This is a genomic window from Planomonospora algeriensis, assembly GCF_977012225.1.
In genome coordinates this window covers 1-14,070 of the sequence record NZ_CDRNDK010000137.1, presented here as the reverse complement: position 1 = coordinate 14,070, position 14,070 = coordinate 1, and the positions used below count along the sequence as shown (strand labels likewise).

The 14,070-nt window shown below is 71.3% G+C and carries 10 protein-coding genes; 7 read left to right on the top strand and 3 right to left on the bottom strand.

Annotated features, from left to right (window positions below):
- Positions 1-455: 455 nt before the first annotated feature.
- The 3 genes from ACWJ6R_RS16335 to ACWJ6R_RS16325 all read left to right on the top strand — a co-directional run bounded on the left by ACWJ6R_RS16335 (position 456) and on the right by ACWJ6R_RS16325 (position 3,682).
- Positions 456-1,754, top strand: coding sequence for an extracellular solute-binding protein (locus ACWJ6R_RS16335; protein WP_449063042.1), 1,299 nt, complete (start codon positions 456-458; stop codon positions 1,752-1,754).
- Positions 1,755-1,817: 63 nt separating this feature from the next.
- A complete protein-coding gene (locus ACWJ6R_RS16330) occupies positions 1,818-2,828 on the top strand; it encodes a carbohydrate ABC transporter permease (RefSeq protein WP_449063041.1) in 1,011 nt (336 codons plus the stop codon).
- Complete coding sequence (locus ACWJ6R_RS16325; RefSeq protein ID WP_449063040.1) at positions 2,825-3,682, top strand: carbohydrate ABC transporter permease; 858 nt, start codon at positions 2,825-2,827, stop codon at positions 3,680-3,682. Before ACWJ6R_RS16330 ends, ACWJ6R_RS16325 begins: the two co-directional genes overlap by 4 nt.
- Before the next feature lie 140 nt (positions 3,683-3,822).
- On the opposite strand, the gene ACWJ6R_RS16320 is transcribed toward ACWJ6R_RS16325, so the two are convergent.
- Entirely contained in the window at positions 3,823-4,833 is a 1,011-nt protein-coding gene (locus ACWJ6R_RS16320) for a LacI family DNA-binding transcriptional regulator (protein WP_449063039.1), read from the bottom strand.
- Positions 4,834-5,015: 182 nt separating this feature from the next.
- Here ACWJ6R_RS16320 and ACWJ6R_RS16315 point away from each other — a divergent pair, with 182 nt between their 5' ends.
- The 3 genes from ACWJ6R_RS16315 to ACWJ6R_RS16305 are packed head-to-tail and all read left to right on the top strand — an operon-like array spanning position 5,016 to position 11,027.
- The gene (locus ACWJ6R_RS16315; protein ID WP_449063038.1) at positions 5,016-6,392 is read left to right on the top strand and encodes a glycoside hydrolase family 5 protein; all 1,377 of its coding nucleotides are present in this window, start codon (positions 5,016-5,018) and stop codon (positions 6,390-6,392) included.
- 58 nt (positions 6,393-6,450) lie between these two features.
- The gene (locus ACWJ6R_RS16310; RefSeq protein ID WP_449063037.1) at positions 6,451-9,408 is read left to right on the top strand and encodes an endo-1,4-beta-xylanase; all 2,958 of its coding nucleotides are present in this window, start codon (positions 6,451-6,453) and stop codon (positions 9,406-9,408) included.
- 35 nt (positions 9,409-9,443) lie between these two features.
- Positions 9,444-11,027, top strand: coding sequence for a glycoside hydrolase family 43 protein (locus tag ACWJ6R_RS16305; protein WP_449063036.1), 1,584 nt, complete (start codon positions 9,444-9,446; stop codon positions 11,025-11,027).
- 59 nt (positions 11,028-11,086) lie between these two features.
- Here ACWJ6R_RS16305 and ACWJ6R_RS16300 read toward each other — a convergent pair whose 3' ends face one another.
- Together ACWJ6R_RS16300 and ACWJ6R_RS16295 are read right to left on the bottom strand one after the other, a co-directional pair.
- The gene (locus tag ACWJ6R_RS16300) at positions 11,087-11,932 is read right to left on the bottom strand and encodes an SDR family NAD(P)-dependent oxidoreductase (RefSeq protein WP_449063035.1); all 846 of its coding nucleotides are present in this window, start codon (positions 11,930-11,932) and stop codon (positions 11,087-11,089) included.
- A complete protein-coding gene (locus ACWJ6R_RS16295) occupies positions 11,929-12,918 on the bottom strand; it encodes an AurF N-oxygenase family protein (protein ID WP_449063034.1) in 990 nt (329 codons plus the stop codon). Before ACWJ6R_RS16295 ends, ACWJ6R_RS16300 begins: the two co-directional genes overlap by 4 nt.
- 235 nt (positions 12,919-13,153) lie before the next feature.
- Between ACWJ6R_RS16295 and ACWJ6R_RS16290 the strand changes: the two genes are divergently transcribed.
- A partial coding sequence (locus ACWJ6R_RS16290) for a DMT family transporter (RefSeq protein ID WP_449063033.1) occupies positions 13,154-14,070 on the top strand: 917 nt, incomplete at its 3' end.

The window sequence follows — 14,070 nt, the reverse complement described above, 5'->3', positions numbered from 1 at the left end:
GGGAGCGGCGGCCGGGGCGACGGCGGCCGGGCGCGCCCTGCCCGGAAGGCGGGCCTCACCGCCGCGTCCGCCGCGCTGCGGAACGCGCTTTCCGTAGTCGCGGCCGCGGGCGCGGGCGGATCCGGGCCGCCGTGGGACGACCTCCGATCAGGCCCTCCACCAGGCACGTCGCGCGAGCTCGCGACAGGCGGGCCCTCGCTATCCGAAAGTTTCTTAAGATTTGCGAGATTTTTTCGCGCCCCGTACCGCAAGCTCTCCGGGGAGGCGTGTCAACGGATCTCTCCCGCAAACCTCTAGATAACGGTGTGAAGACGGCCGTTGATACCGCGGAAAAGCCAATGTAACCTCAGCGCCATCTCTAGAAACTATCGGCAACGCGATGAAACTTTCAGAGATCACATCCGCGGGCAGCGGATCACATCTGCGGTAGCGACGGCAGAGGAAGGAAGACCACTGTGAAGTCGTTCAATCGGCGAAGTGTGGTGACGTTGGCGGCGGCCGCGCTACTCCTTGCGGGGTGCGGCGGCGGCCAGGAGAGCAACAACGCGGGATCGGGCGGGGGCGCCTCCTCCGGGGGCAAGGTCACCGTCGAGTGGTGGACCATCCACAACATCGACCCCATGCTGGGCGTCTGGAACGGGCTGGTCAAGGACTACGAGGCCAAGCACCCCAACGTCACCATCAAGGTGAACGCGATGAACGTCGAGAACTTCAAGTCGAAGCTCACGACGGTCACCCAGTCGGGCAAGGCCCCGCACCTGTTCCACACCTGGGGCGGCGGCGTGCTGGCCCAGCAGGTCGAGGCGGGTCTGGTCAAGGACATCACCTCCGACATCTCTTCCTGGTCCGACACGCTCTCCCCGGTCGCCCTGTCGGCCTACCAGATCGACGGCAAGACGTACGGCGTCCCGCACGACCTCGGCATGGTCGGCTTCTGGTACAACAAGAAGCTCTTCGCCAAGGCCGGCATCGACGCGCCGCCGGCGACGTGGACCGAGTTCCTCGACGACGTCAAGAAGCTCAAGGCGGCCGGGATCGCCCCGATCGCCCTGGCGGGCAAGGCCAAGTGGCCCGGCCACTACTACTGGGCCTACCTGGCCATGCGCGTGGCGGGCCTGGACGCGCTCAAGCAGGCGGCCGAGACCAAGTCGTTCGAGAACCCCGACTTCGTGACGGCGGGCCAGAAGCTCAAGGAACTGACCGCCCTCGAGCCGTTCCAGCCGGGCTTCCTGGGCGCCGACTACGACAAGCCGGACGGCCAGGCCGCCACGATCGGCAACGGCAAGGCCGCGATGGAGCTGATGGGCCAGTGGGCCCCCAGCGTCCAGCGGGACACCTCCAAGGACCTCGGCGAGGACCTCGGCTTCTTCCCGTTCCCGGCGGTCGAGGGCGGCAAGGGCTCGGCGACGGAAGCCTTCGGCGGCGGCGGCGGTGTCGCCGTCGGTGCCGACGCGCCCCCGGAGGCGATCGACTTCCTCAAGTTCATCTCCGAGCCCGACAACCACCGCAAGGGTGTCAAGACGGGCGCCATCTTCCCGGCGGTCAAGGGCACCGAGGACGCGGTCACGGACCAGCACGCCAAGCTCGTGACGGAGAGCCTCAACAAGGCCACCGGCTACCAGCTCTACCTCGACCAGGCCTACCCGCCGGCCGTCGGCCAGCAGGTGAACGACAGCGTGGCCGAGCTCATCGCCGGGTCGAAGACTCCGGAGCAGGTCGTCGCCGACATCACGACGGCGGCGAAGTCGGAGTGACGACCGAGTGAAGACGAAGGAAGGGGCCGGGCGCCTGCCCGGCCCCCCGATCGGGGAGAACCGATGAAACCGGAGACCCTGGCGGCGGACAAGCGTCCGGCGCAGCCGGGACCCCGCCGAGCGCGGCCCTCATCCGACGGCGGCGGCGCGGCCGGCCGCCGCAGGAACCGGCGCCGCACGCTGATGACGATCACGCTGTTCCTGCTCCCGGCGCTGGTGCTGTTCGTCCTGCTGGTGCTGGCGCCGATCCTGCTCGCCGCGTACGCCAGCGTGTTCAAGTGGAACGGGTTCGGCGGGCTGCCGACCGATTTCATCGGGCTGGACAACTTCACCCGGATGTTCGAGGACCCGGTGTTCCTCGGGGACCTGTGGCGCGGCCTGGTGCTGATCGTGCTCTCGCTGGTGGTCCAGCTGCCGCTCGCCCTGGGGCTGGCGCTGCTGCTCAACCAGCCCATGCGCGGCAGGGCCTTCTACCGGTTGCTGTTCTTCGCGCCGTACGTGCTGTCCGAGGTCATCACCGCGGTGCTGTTCACGATGTTCTTCTCGCCCGAGCGCGGCCTCGCCAACGAGATGCTGAGCATGATCGGGCTGGAGGAGCTGAGCTCCACCTGGCTGTCGGATCCCTCGAGCGTCATGTACTCGGTGTTCATCGTCATGACCTGGAAGTACTTCGGCTTCCACATGATCCTGTACTTGGCCGGACGGCAGGGCATCCCCAACGAGCTGATCGAGGCCGCCCAGCTGGACGGGGCGACCGGCTGGAAGGTCTTCCGCCACGTGACGCTGCCGCTGCTGGGGCCGACGATCCGGATCAGCGCCTTCCTGTCCATCATCGGCGCCATCCAGCTGTTCGACCTGGTCTGGGTGCTCACCGAGGGCGGGCCCATCCACTCGTCCGAGACGATGGCCATCACCATGTTCACCTTCGGTTTCGGGCGCTACCAGGTCGGCTACGCCAGCGCCATCAGCGTCGTGATGTTCCTCATCAGCCTGGTCTTCGCGCTCGGCTACCAGAGGTTCGTCCTGCGGCGTGACACCGAAGGGGCGATCACCGGAATGCGAGACCAGCGATGAGCCACATCAGCAGCCGCGAGCGGGCGAGGACGCAGCGCAGGCTCCGGCACCTGGGACTGCACACGATCGTGATCGCGATCGGGGCGCTGATCATCGTCCCGATCGGGTACGGCGTGCTCGGCGGCTTCAAGAGCAACCAGCAGCTGTCGACCAACCCGTTCGGCCTGCCGTCGCCGTGGGTGGTCTCGAACTACACCGACGTCCTGGCCTCGCCGGACTTCTGGCGCCAGGTCGGCAACAGCACGTTCATCGCGATCACCACGGCCGTCATCGTGGTCGCCACGGCGGCCCTGGCGGGGTTCGTCTTCGCCCGGTTCGCCTTCCGCGGGCGGGAGCTGCTGTTCACCCTGTTCACGATGGGGCTGATGTTCCCCTTCGCGGTGGCGATCCTCCCGCTGTTCGTGCTGCTGCGCGCGATGGGCCTGCTGGACAACCCGCTCGGGGTGATCCTGCCCCAGGCCGCCTTCGCCCTGCCGGTGACGATCGTCATCCTGCGGGGGTTCTTCCGGACGATCCCGGGAGAGGTGGAGGAGGCGGCGACGCTCGACGGCTGCAGCGCGTTCGGGTTCTTCTGGCGGATCCTGCTGCCGATGGCCCGACCGGCCATCGCCACGGTCTCGGTGCTCGCGGTGGTCAACAGCTGGAACAACTTCTTCCTGCCGCTGGTCGTCTTCAACAGCCCCGAGTGGTGGACGATCCCGGTGGGCGTCCAGCAGTTCAGCGGCCAGTACTCCACCGACACGGCCAAGATCCTCGCCTACGTCATCGTGGCGATGCTGCCGGCGCTGGGGTTCTACGCCGTCGCCGAGCGCCAGCTCATCAGCGGCCTCACGGCCGGGGCGACGAAGGGCTGAGGAGTGAGCGGGCGGCGCGCCTCATCGCGGGCCGGGCGGCCGGCGGGGCGCGCCCCTTCGCGGCCCTCCCGGGGACCTCTCCGGGCGGGCTCTCACACTCCCCTCCGGAGGCCGGGGAGCGCGCCTCCGGAGGGGTCCCTTCAGCGGCGGGGCGGGGCCGTGCTCTCCCGGACGACGAGCTCGGTCGCCAGCTCCACGCGCTTGGCCTCCGGGGCGCCCGGCCCGGAGGCCACCACCATGCGGGTGGCCAGGGCGGCCATCTCCTGGAGCGGCTGGCGGACGGTCGTCAGGGAGGGCCAGGCCGACTGGGCCAGGGGCAGGTCGTCGAAGCCGACCACGCTGAGGTCCTCCGGGACGCGCAGCCCCCGCTGCCGGGCGGCCTCCAGCACGCCGAACGCCTGCAGGTCGCTGCCGGCGAAGACGGCGGTGGGCGGGTCGTCCAGGGCGAGCAGCTCGCGGCCCTGATCGCGGCCGGAGTCCACCAGGAAGTCGCCGCGGCGGATCAGCTCCGGGGCCACGGTGACGCCGGCGGTCTCCAGCGCGGCCCGGTAGCCGTCGATCCTGGCCCTGCTGCACAGCATGTCGGCCGGGCCGCCGATGATCCCGATCCGGCGGTGCCCCAGCTCCAGCAGGTGCCGGGTGGCGGCCAGCCCGCCGTTCCAGTTGGTGGCGCCCACCGAGGCGACGTTGGGCGGGGGCTCGCCCTCGGGGTCGACGACGACGAACGGCATCGACCGGGCGCTGAGCTGGCGCTGCAGGCCGGCCGAGAGCCGGGAGGCCACGATGACCACCCCGTCGGTTCGCCGGGCCGCGATGCGCTCCAGCCAGTCGCGGCCGGGCCCGGCGTGGGTGTGCAGTACGGAGATCACGACGCTGGCCCCGGCCTCGCGCGCGGCGGTCTCGGCGCCGCGCACGATCTCCATGGCCCAGGGGCTCTCGATCTCGGAGAAGACCAGGTCGACCAGGCCCGCGGGACCGTCGGCCTGGCCGACCCGGCGCTGGTAACCGTGCAGGTGGAGCAGGCGCTCCACCCGCTGGCGGGTCTCCGGTGCGACCTCCGGACGGCCGTTGATGACCTTGGACACCGTGGGGACGGAGACGCCGGCCTCCTCGGCGATCAGTGCGATCGTCACCCGCTTCTTGGTTGGCATGGCACGGAGTGTACCCGAAAAGTTTCGGAGTTTCCTCCCCCTGTGGCACCCGTCACTGGGAGCGCTTCCATGGCCGTATTGACGCATAACGGGCAATTACCTATCCTCGCCCGAGAACGAAACATTCGGAAGTTCAATGAAACTTTCACAACATCTCTACTCTCCGTGATAAGGGAGATTTGATGACTCTGCGTGTCTCCGGATCCCAACTCGTCGACTCGGCAGGCACTCCGGTGAGGCTGCGTGGAGTCGGCCTCGGGGGCTGGCTCAACATGGAGAACTTCATTACCGGCTACCCGGCCAACGAGGCCGGGATGCGGAACTCGGTGCGTGAGGCGATCGGGGAGGACCGGGCGGAGCTGTTCTTCGAGCGGCTGCTGACCTCCTTCTTCGGCCCCGAGGACGCCGACCTGCTGGCCGCCGCCGGGATGAACTGCGTGCGCATCCCGTTCAACTACCGGCACCTGGAGTCCGACGACCGGCCGTTCGAGATCGACGAGCGCGGCTTCCGCCACCTCGACCGCGTCATCGGCCTGCTCGCCGAGCGCGGCATCTACAGCGTGCTGGACCTGCACGCCGTACCCGGGTCGCAGAACCAGCACTGGCACTCCGACAACCCCACCCACGTCGCCGCGTTCTGGCAGCACCGCCACTTCCAGGACCGCGTGGTGCACCTGTGGGAGGCGATCGCCGACCGCTACCGCGACCAGCCTTACGTGGCCGGCTACAACCCGGTCAACGAGCCCGGCGACCCCAGCGGCAAGGTGGTCGGCCCGTTCTACGACCGGCTGGTCAAGGCGCTGCGCGCCGTCGACCCCGGCCACGTGCTCTTCCTGGACGGCAACACCTACTCCACCGACTTCTCGGTCTTCCGCGAGGTCTACGAGAACACCGTCTTCGTCTGCCACGACTACGCCCTGGCCGGCTTCGCGCACGGCGGGCCGTACCCCGGCTACACCCGCGGCGAGTGGGTGGACCGCGACCAGCTGGTGCGGACCTTCGAGCGGCGCACCGCCTTCCAGCGCGAGACCGGCACGCCGATCTGGGTGGGCGAGTTCGGCCCCGTCTACACCGGCGACCCCGAGATCGACGCGCAGCGCTACCAGATCCTCACCGACCAGCTGGAGATCTTCGACGAGCACCAGGCCGGCTGGGCGCTGTGGACCTACAAGGACGTCGGCCTGCAGGGCCTGGTGAGCGCGGACCCCGCCGGGCCGTACCTGCGGCGCTTCGGTGACTTCATCGCCAAGAAGACGCGCCTGGGCGCCGACCGGTGGGGCTCCACGATGGAGGAGTCGGCCGACGTGCTGGCGCCGCTGCACCAGCTGGTGGAGACCGAGTTCCCCGAGTGGGACCCCTACCCGTGGGGCGCCCGCTACCAGACCGACGACCTGATCCGGCACATCCTCGTCGCGCAGGCGCTGCTGCCGGAGTACGCCGCGCTGTTCAAGGGCCTGTCCGACGACGAGCTGGTCGCCCTGGCCGACTCGTTCGCCCTGCGGTCCTGTGTCCGCCGCGAGCCGCTCATCGAGCTGCTCACCGCGAACATCGCCGGCTGAGCCCCGCCCGCCGAACCCCCCCGGCCGAGTCCCCTCCGCTGAGAGAAGAGCACCCCCCATGATCTCCCTCCGCTCCTGGCTGACCGCCGCCCTGCTGTGCCTGACGACGCTCGTCGCCGTCCCCGGACCGGCGCACGCCGCGCAGCCGGTGACGTACGACTTCGAATCCGGCACGCAGGGGTGGGGACCTCGCGGCGACGGGGTCTCGGTGACCGCCTCGTCCGAACTCGCGCGCTCCGGGACGGCCTCGCTGCTGGTCACCGGCCGTAGCGAGAACTGGCACGGCGCGGCCGTCGCGCCGCACTTCGCCGAAGGGCGGACCTACATGGTCACCGCCTTCGCCCGCGCCGTGGCGGGGGAGAGCACGATCGCGCTGACCGTGCAGCGCACCCCCGACGGAGGGGACACCGTCTACGAGCGCGTCGCCGCCGCCACCGTCGGTGACGCCGGATGGGTGGAGCTGTCGGGGAGGTACACCTTCACCGGCGCCTCCGCCGATCTGCAGCTGTACGCCGAGAGCTCCGACCCTGCCGCCGCCTACCGCCTCGACGACGTCATGATCACCGAGGAGCCCGGCTCCGGCGACGGGAACGGGACGAGCACCGACTTCGAGACCGGCACCGCCCAGGGCTGGCGGACGCGCGCCGCCGCCACGCTGGCCGTCACCCCCTCCGCCGCGCGCCAGGGAGGGTACGGCCTGGCCGTGTCGGACCGCTCCGCCTCCTGGGACGGGCCGGCGCTCGACGTCCTGCCGGTGATGGCCAAGGGGGCCAAGTACACGGCCTCGATCTGGGTGCGCCCCGAGGCGGCGACCTCGCTGGGGCTGTCGATCGAACGGCGCAGCGGGGACACGCCGAGCTACGACCAGATCGCCGCGCCCCGCGAGGTCGCGGCCGGTCAGTGGACCGAGCTGAAGGGCGCCTACACGCTCGGCCACGACGTCGACTTCCTGGCGGTGTACGTCGAGTCGGCCGCGGACACCACGCCGTTCGCCGTGGACGACTTCACCCTGGTCCATGTCCCGGCGGTGCCGATCCAGCGCGACATCCCCGCGCTCAAGGACGTCCTCGGCTTCACCGTCGGCACCGCCGTACAGCGCGCCCAGACGCTCGGCGAGCACGGCGAGCTGCTGCGCAGGCACTTCGAGAGCGTCACCCCGGGCAACCAGCTCAAGTGGGACGCCACCGAGCCGCGCGAGGGCGAGTTCACCTTCGCCGAGGGCGACCACCTGGTCGACCACGCCCACGCGAACGGCCTCAAGGCGCGCGGCCACACCCTCGCCTGGCACAGCCAGACGCCCGACTGGGTGTTCGAGGGGACCAAGGCCGACGTGCTGCGCCGGCTGGAGAACCACATCCGGGCCGTGGCCGGGCGCTACAAGGGCCGGCTGTACGCCTGGGACGTCGTCAACGAGGTCGTCGACGAGAACCAGCCGGACGGCCTGCGCCGGTCGAAGTGGTTCCAGGCCACCGGTCTGGACTACATCCGCACCGCCTTCCGGGTGGCCAGGGAGGTCGACCCGGACGCCAAGCTCTACATCAACGACTACAACACCGAGTTCCCGCGCAAGCGCCGGGCCCTGTACGAGCTGGTCAAGAAGCTCAGGGCCGAGGGCGTGCCGATCGACGGCGTCGGCCACCAGCTGCACGTCAACATCGAGCAGCCGCACGCCTCGGAGATCGAGAAGACCATCGAGCTGATCGCCGGTCTCGGTGTCGACCAGCAGGTCACCGAGCTGGACGTCAGCGTCTACCCCGACTTCGTGCAGTCCTACACCGAGATCCCCGCCGAGGTCCTGCTGGCGCAGGGGCACCGGTACAAGGAGATCTTCGACGTCTTCCGCAGGCAGAGCGGGCACCTGAGCTCCGTCACGCTCTGGGGACTGGCCGACGACGACACCTGGCTGTCGACCTTCCCCATCACCCGGCTCAACGCGCCGCTGCTCTTCGACGACCGGCTGCAGGCCAAGCCCGCCTACTGGGGCGTGGTCGACCCGGCCAGGCTGGAGCCCCTGGTCCACGACGTCGAGGTGCCCGAAGGCGCGCCGAAGATCGACGGCAGGCGCGACCGGGAGTGGGATCTGCTGCCCGACGTGCTCCTGGCCAGGAACGGCGACCTGTCGGCGGGGATCCAGTTCCGCCGCTCCGCCAAGGGCCTGTCGGTGCTGGCCGAGGTGACCGACCCCTCACGGGACGGGCAGGACGCCGTCACCGTGACGGTCGGCGGAACCGACCACGTGATCCGGCGCACCGGCTCGCACGCCAAGGGCCCGCACGCCAAGGGGCTGCGGGCGCACGTCGGGAAGACCTCCGGCGGCTACCGGGTCGAGGCGCTGCTGCCCGCGGGGGCCTCCGGCGCCGGCGGGGTCCGGCTGACCGTCCGCGACGCCTCCTCGCAGGACACCCTGGTCTGGGCGGGCGAGATGACCCCCGTCCCGGCGGTGCGCACGACCACGGCGGTCCGGGGCACACCGAAGATCGACGGCGTCGTGGACGCCGTGTGGGCCAAGGCGCCCGAGATCCGGACCGCGACCTGGATCCAGGGCTCGGCCGGAGCGACCGCCCGGGTGCGCGCGCTGTGGGACGCCGGGCGCCTGCACGTGCTGGCCCGGGTGAGCGACCCGCAGCTCAGCGAGGAGTCCCCCGACGCCTGGCAGCAGGACTCGGTGGAGATCTTCGTGGACGCCGACAATGGCAAGACCAAGGGCTACGGCGACGACGACGGCCAGTACCGGATCTCCTTCACCGGCAGGCGGACGGTCGGCGGCCCCCTGGACCCCGCCGCCATCGAGGGCAACCTGACGAGCGCGGTCCTCAAGGTGCCCGGCGGGTACGTCGTGGAGGCCACGATCGAGCTGCCGACCGCCGCCCTCGGCGGGGACGCGCTGCTGGGCTTCGACGTCCAGGTGAACGACGCGACGGGCGCGAGCCGTACCGCCGCGGTGACCTGGAGCGACCCGACCGGCCTGGCCTATCTCAGCACCGCCCGCTGGGGCGTGCTCGGGTTCGGCCGATGAGCCGGGGAACAGTACGAGAAAGCGGAAGAGGGCACGTGAGGACGTTCGCCAACCCCGTCATCCCCGGGTTCCACCCCGACCCGTCGATCTGCCGGGTGGGAGAGGACTACTACCTGGTCACCTCCAGCTTCGAGTGGTATCCCGGCGTGCCGGTCTTCCACAGCCGCGACCTGGTGAACTGGCGGCAGCTCGGGCACGTGCTGGACCGCCCGTCCCAGCTGCCGCTGGACGGGATCCGGCCGAGCGGCGGGATCTACGCCCCCACCATCCGCCACCACGACGGCGTGTTCTACATGATCACCACGCTGGTGGACGGGCTGGAGAACTTCGTGGTCACCGCGACCGACCCGGCGGGGCCGTGGAGCGATCCGTACCTTTTGGACCTGCCGAGGGCCTTCGACCCGTCGCTCTTCTTCGACGACGACGGGAGAGCGTGGGTCACCGCCAACCGGCCGATCGGCGACGACGGCCTCGGCGAGGTCTTCCTGCGCGGGCTGGACCTCGCGTCCATGACCCTGACCGGGCCGGAGCACGTGCTCTGGACCGGCGCGCTGCGGGACGCGGTCTGGCCGGAGGCCTCCCACCTGTACAAGGTGGACGGCCGCTACTACCTGATGATCGCCGAGGGCGGCACGGACATCGACCACGCGGTCACGGTCGCGCGGTCGGAGCGGGTGACCGGCCCCTACCGGGGCAACCCGCGCAACCCCATCCTCACCCACCGCGACCTGGGCCGCGACCACCCGATCACCGGCACCGGCCACGCCGACCTGGTCCGCACGCCGGACGGGCAGTGGTGGATGGTCCTGCTCGCCATGCGCCCCTACGGCGGCTACCACTACAACCTGGGCCGGGAGACCTTCCTGACGCCGGTCCGCTGGGAGGACGGCTGGCCGCTCGTGTCGCGGGTCGAGCCGTACGGCCCGGCCCCGGACCTGCCCGAGCACCGCTGGCCCGCCGAGCCCGCCTGCGACCACTTCGACGCACCGCGGCTGGCGCCGTGCTGGAACCACCTGCGCACGCCGCGCGAGCCGTACTGGAGCCTGACCGAGCGTCCCGGGCACCTGCGGCTGCGGGTCCGCCCGCAGACGCTCTGCGAGCGGGGGAACCCGAGCCTGGTGGCGCGGCGGCAGCAGCACCGGGACTTCGCGGTGCACGCCTCGCTCGACTTCGCCCCCGGCCCGGGTGAGTGCGCGGGACTGGTGCTGGTGCAGAACGACGACTTCCACATCCGCTACGTGCTCACCGAGCGGGGGCTGGAAGTGGTCCGCCGCGAGGGCGGGAAGGAGGAGGTCACGGCTCGCCTTGCGGTGCCCGCCGGCCGGATCCTGCTGGGGATCGAGGCGCGGGGCCAGGAGTACCGCATGCGCTGCGCCACGGCCCCGGGCGAGTGGCTGCCGGTGGGGGACGCGGTGGACGGGCGCCTGCTGAGCTCGACCGTGGCGGGCGGTTTCACCGGCGCCTACGTCGGCATGTACGCCGCGGGAGGGAACGGCGCGGACTTCGGGAGCGGCGGAGACTCCGGGAACGGCGGGAACGGCGGGAACGGCGGGAACGGCGGGAACGGCGGGAACACGGCCGACTTCGACTGGTTCGAGTACGTCGGGCTCGCCCACTGAGCCGCGGCCGGTCCGGAGGTTCCCGCCCGTTTCCTCCGGTCCGGCCGCACACCGCCCGTTCAGCCGCGGGCCCGCCCGATGACCAGGGAGACCACCCGGACCGCGGCCGCGGGTGAGAGCCGTACCCCGCGCCAGATCAGCCGGCCCGAGGCCGGGGCCACGATGAGGGCCTTGTTCCGGGCCACGCCCCGCATGATGTCGCCGGCCAGCGCGTCGACGGAGTAGAGCCGCCCCTGGGCCCGGACCGCGGCCAGGCGGGCGCCCGCGCCCGTGGCGGTCTGCGGCAGGCCCGGATTGGCGTGGTCGAGCAGCGGGGTGTCGGTGAACCCCGGGCAGACCGCGCTCACCCGCACGCCGTGCCTCCTCGCCTCGGCCCGCAGCGCCAGGGAGAGCCCGACCACGGCGTGCTTGGTCGCGGTGTAGGGGAGCATCAGCGGGGCGGGGGTCAGCCCGGCCAGCGAGGCGGTGTTGACGATGTGCCCGAAACCCTGCTCGATCATGATCGGGTAGGCGGCGTGCACGCCGTGGACCACCCCGCGCAGGTTCACGTCGATCGTGCGGTTCCAGTGGTCGAGGGTGAGCTCGTCGGTGGTGCCGCCCACCGCGATCCCGGCGTTGTTGAAGACGAAGTCGAGCCGCCCGTGCTCGTCCCGCACCCCCCGGACGAGCGCGCGTACGGCCTCCGGATCGGTGACGTCGACCTCGGCGCCCGCGCAGCCGAACTCCTTGGCCGCGCGCCCGGCGCCCGGCCCGTCGAGGTCGGCGACCACGACGTGCACGCCGCGCCGGGCCAGCTCCCGGGAGACGGCCCGGCCGATGCCGGACGCGCCCCCGGTCACGATCGCGGTCCTGCGGCCCCGGCGGGCCGGGACACCGCCGTCCGGCTCCCCGTCTCGCTCGATCATGCGGCCGCCTTCCGTGCGGGCTCGTCGTAGATCCCCATGGCCTTCCAGACCCTCCGCTGGACGCGGTTCATCATGCCCAGCTCGGCGCAGAGCTCACGGGTCCTGGCGACCGAGTCGCGGATCTCCTGCGCCATGTGGGGGTTGTCGGTGTAGACCTCTCGGACGACGTCGTCCGGGATGCGGAACGCCCTGATCATCGATCCGGGCGGCGAGAGCATGATACGGGCCATGACGCCCAGGACGACGGGGGAGACCAGGCCCAGCAGGAAGCGGTGCGGGCGGGGCAGGCGGGGGACCCGGCGGCGCAGGTAGTGCCGGGCGAAGGAGATGTGCCGGGCCTCCTCCGCGACGTGGATCCGCATGATGGTCTCCTCCAGCGGGTGCTTGATCTGCCCCTCCCGCAGCGCCTTGCGCTGCACGTGGTCGATGGGGTCCTCGCCGCCGAGCACGAAGACGAAGAACAGCTCGGTGGAGATCAGCGGGATCCAGGGCGTGATCTGGGAGAGCAGGCTGAGCGGGCCGGGCATGCCGCGGATCGGGAGTCCCGTCCGGTTGACGAACTCCTGGAACATCATCCCGTGATGCCCCTCCTCGATCGTCTCGTGGTAGACGTAGCGGAACTCGGGGGAGCCGTTCGGCAGCCGGTAGGCGTAGTTGAGCAGGCCGCGTTTGAGCAGGTTCTCGAACTGCAGGCCGATCTTCATGGCGGTCGCCACCCGCCACAGCCCGATCCTCGCGCGGACCTCCGGCGGCTGCGCGCGGTACCACGCGCAGCCGCCGAGCCGGTCGATCCCGGGCAGCTCCCAGCGGGGGTCGTCCTGGCGGACCAGGAAGTCCGGATCGTCCCAGGGGATGTCGACGTAGGGCTCCCAGTGCTTGTCGACCGAGGCCTTGGAGAGGCGTTCGACGACCGCCTCGTAGGCCCGCCTCTCCGCGACCGCCCGGTCGCGCTCCCGGTCCGCGGTGGTGCTCGGCGTCGGTGTCATGCGGTCTCCTCTCGGATCTCCTGCACCGTAATTGTACGGAGAATCCAATAAGGCGGAAAGGCCGGAAAACTGAGGTCTTTCAGAACGGAGGGCCCTTTTCGTCGCCCCGGGGTGGCGTCTGTCGCCCGCGGGAGGTGCGTCCTTCCCTCAGGGTTGTATTCAGCCCACCCCCCAGGCCGGACAACCGGCTTCCGGCGGCTCCGGGTGATGCCACCCTTCCCGTATGGCAGCGCCCATGTCGTCAGCGTCCCGGCCAGTCCTGGGGGCCGCGCTCCTGCTGTTCGTCAGCGCGGCCTGGGGATCGGCCTTCCCGTTGATGAAGGACCTCATCGACCGCGTCCCGGTGGCCGACCTGCTGGCCGAGCGGTACGGCCTCGCCGCGCTGGTGCTGCTCGCGCTCCGCCCCGGCTGCCTGCGCGGGCTGCCCGAGGGGACCTGGCCCACCGGCATCCTGCTCGGCCTGCTGTTCGGGGTGGGGCAGACCGCGCAGGCGGTGGCGCTGCACGACCTGCCCTCGCCCGTCTCCGGGTTCACGGTCGGCTCCTACGTGGTGATCACCCCCATCCTCGGCCTGGCGGTGCTGGGCACCCGCCTGTCGCGGCGGACCTGGGGGGCGGTGACCCTGGCGGCGGTCGCGCTGGTCTCCTTCACCCTCCTGCGCGGGACCGCCGGGCAGGACGTCTCCCTGCCCGCACTGGGCGTCACCCTGCTGGCCGCGGTGCTGTACTCCGCGCACACGCTGGTCCTCGGCGCCTCCGGCCGGGCACGGCAGGACGCCTACGCGGTCACCGTGATCCAGCTCGGCGTCATCGCGGCGATGACGGGCCTGCTCGCCGTCCCGGACGGCCTGACCCTGCCCGGGACCCCCGGGGACTGGGCGATCCTGGGCCACCTGTCGGTCGTGGCGTGCGCGCTCGGCTTCCTGGCCCGGTCCTTCGGCCAGGCCCACCTCCCGCCGGTGCCCGCCGCGGTGATCCTGTCGTCGCAGCCGCTCTGGGTGACCGCCCTGGCCGCCGTCGCCTACGGCGAGGCGCTCACCTGGAGCGTCCTGCTCGGCGGCGGGCTGATCGCCGCGGCGATGCTCCTGGTCGTGGCGCCCGGCCGCCGACCGGCCGCGGGCGCGGGGCCGACGGGCGCGGGGCGCGCCGGGCA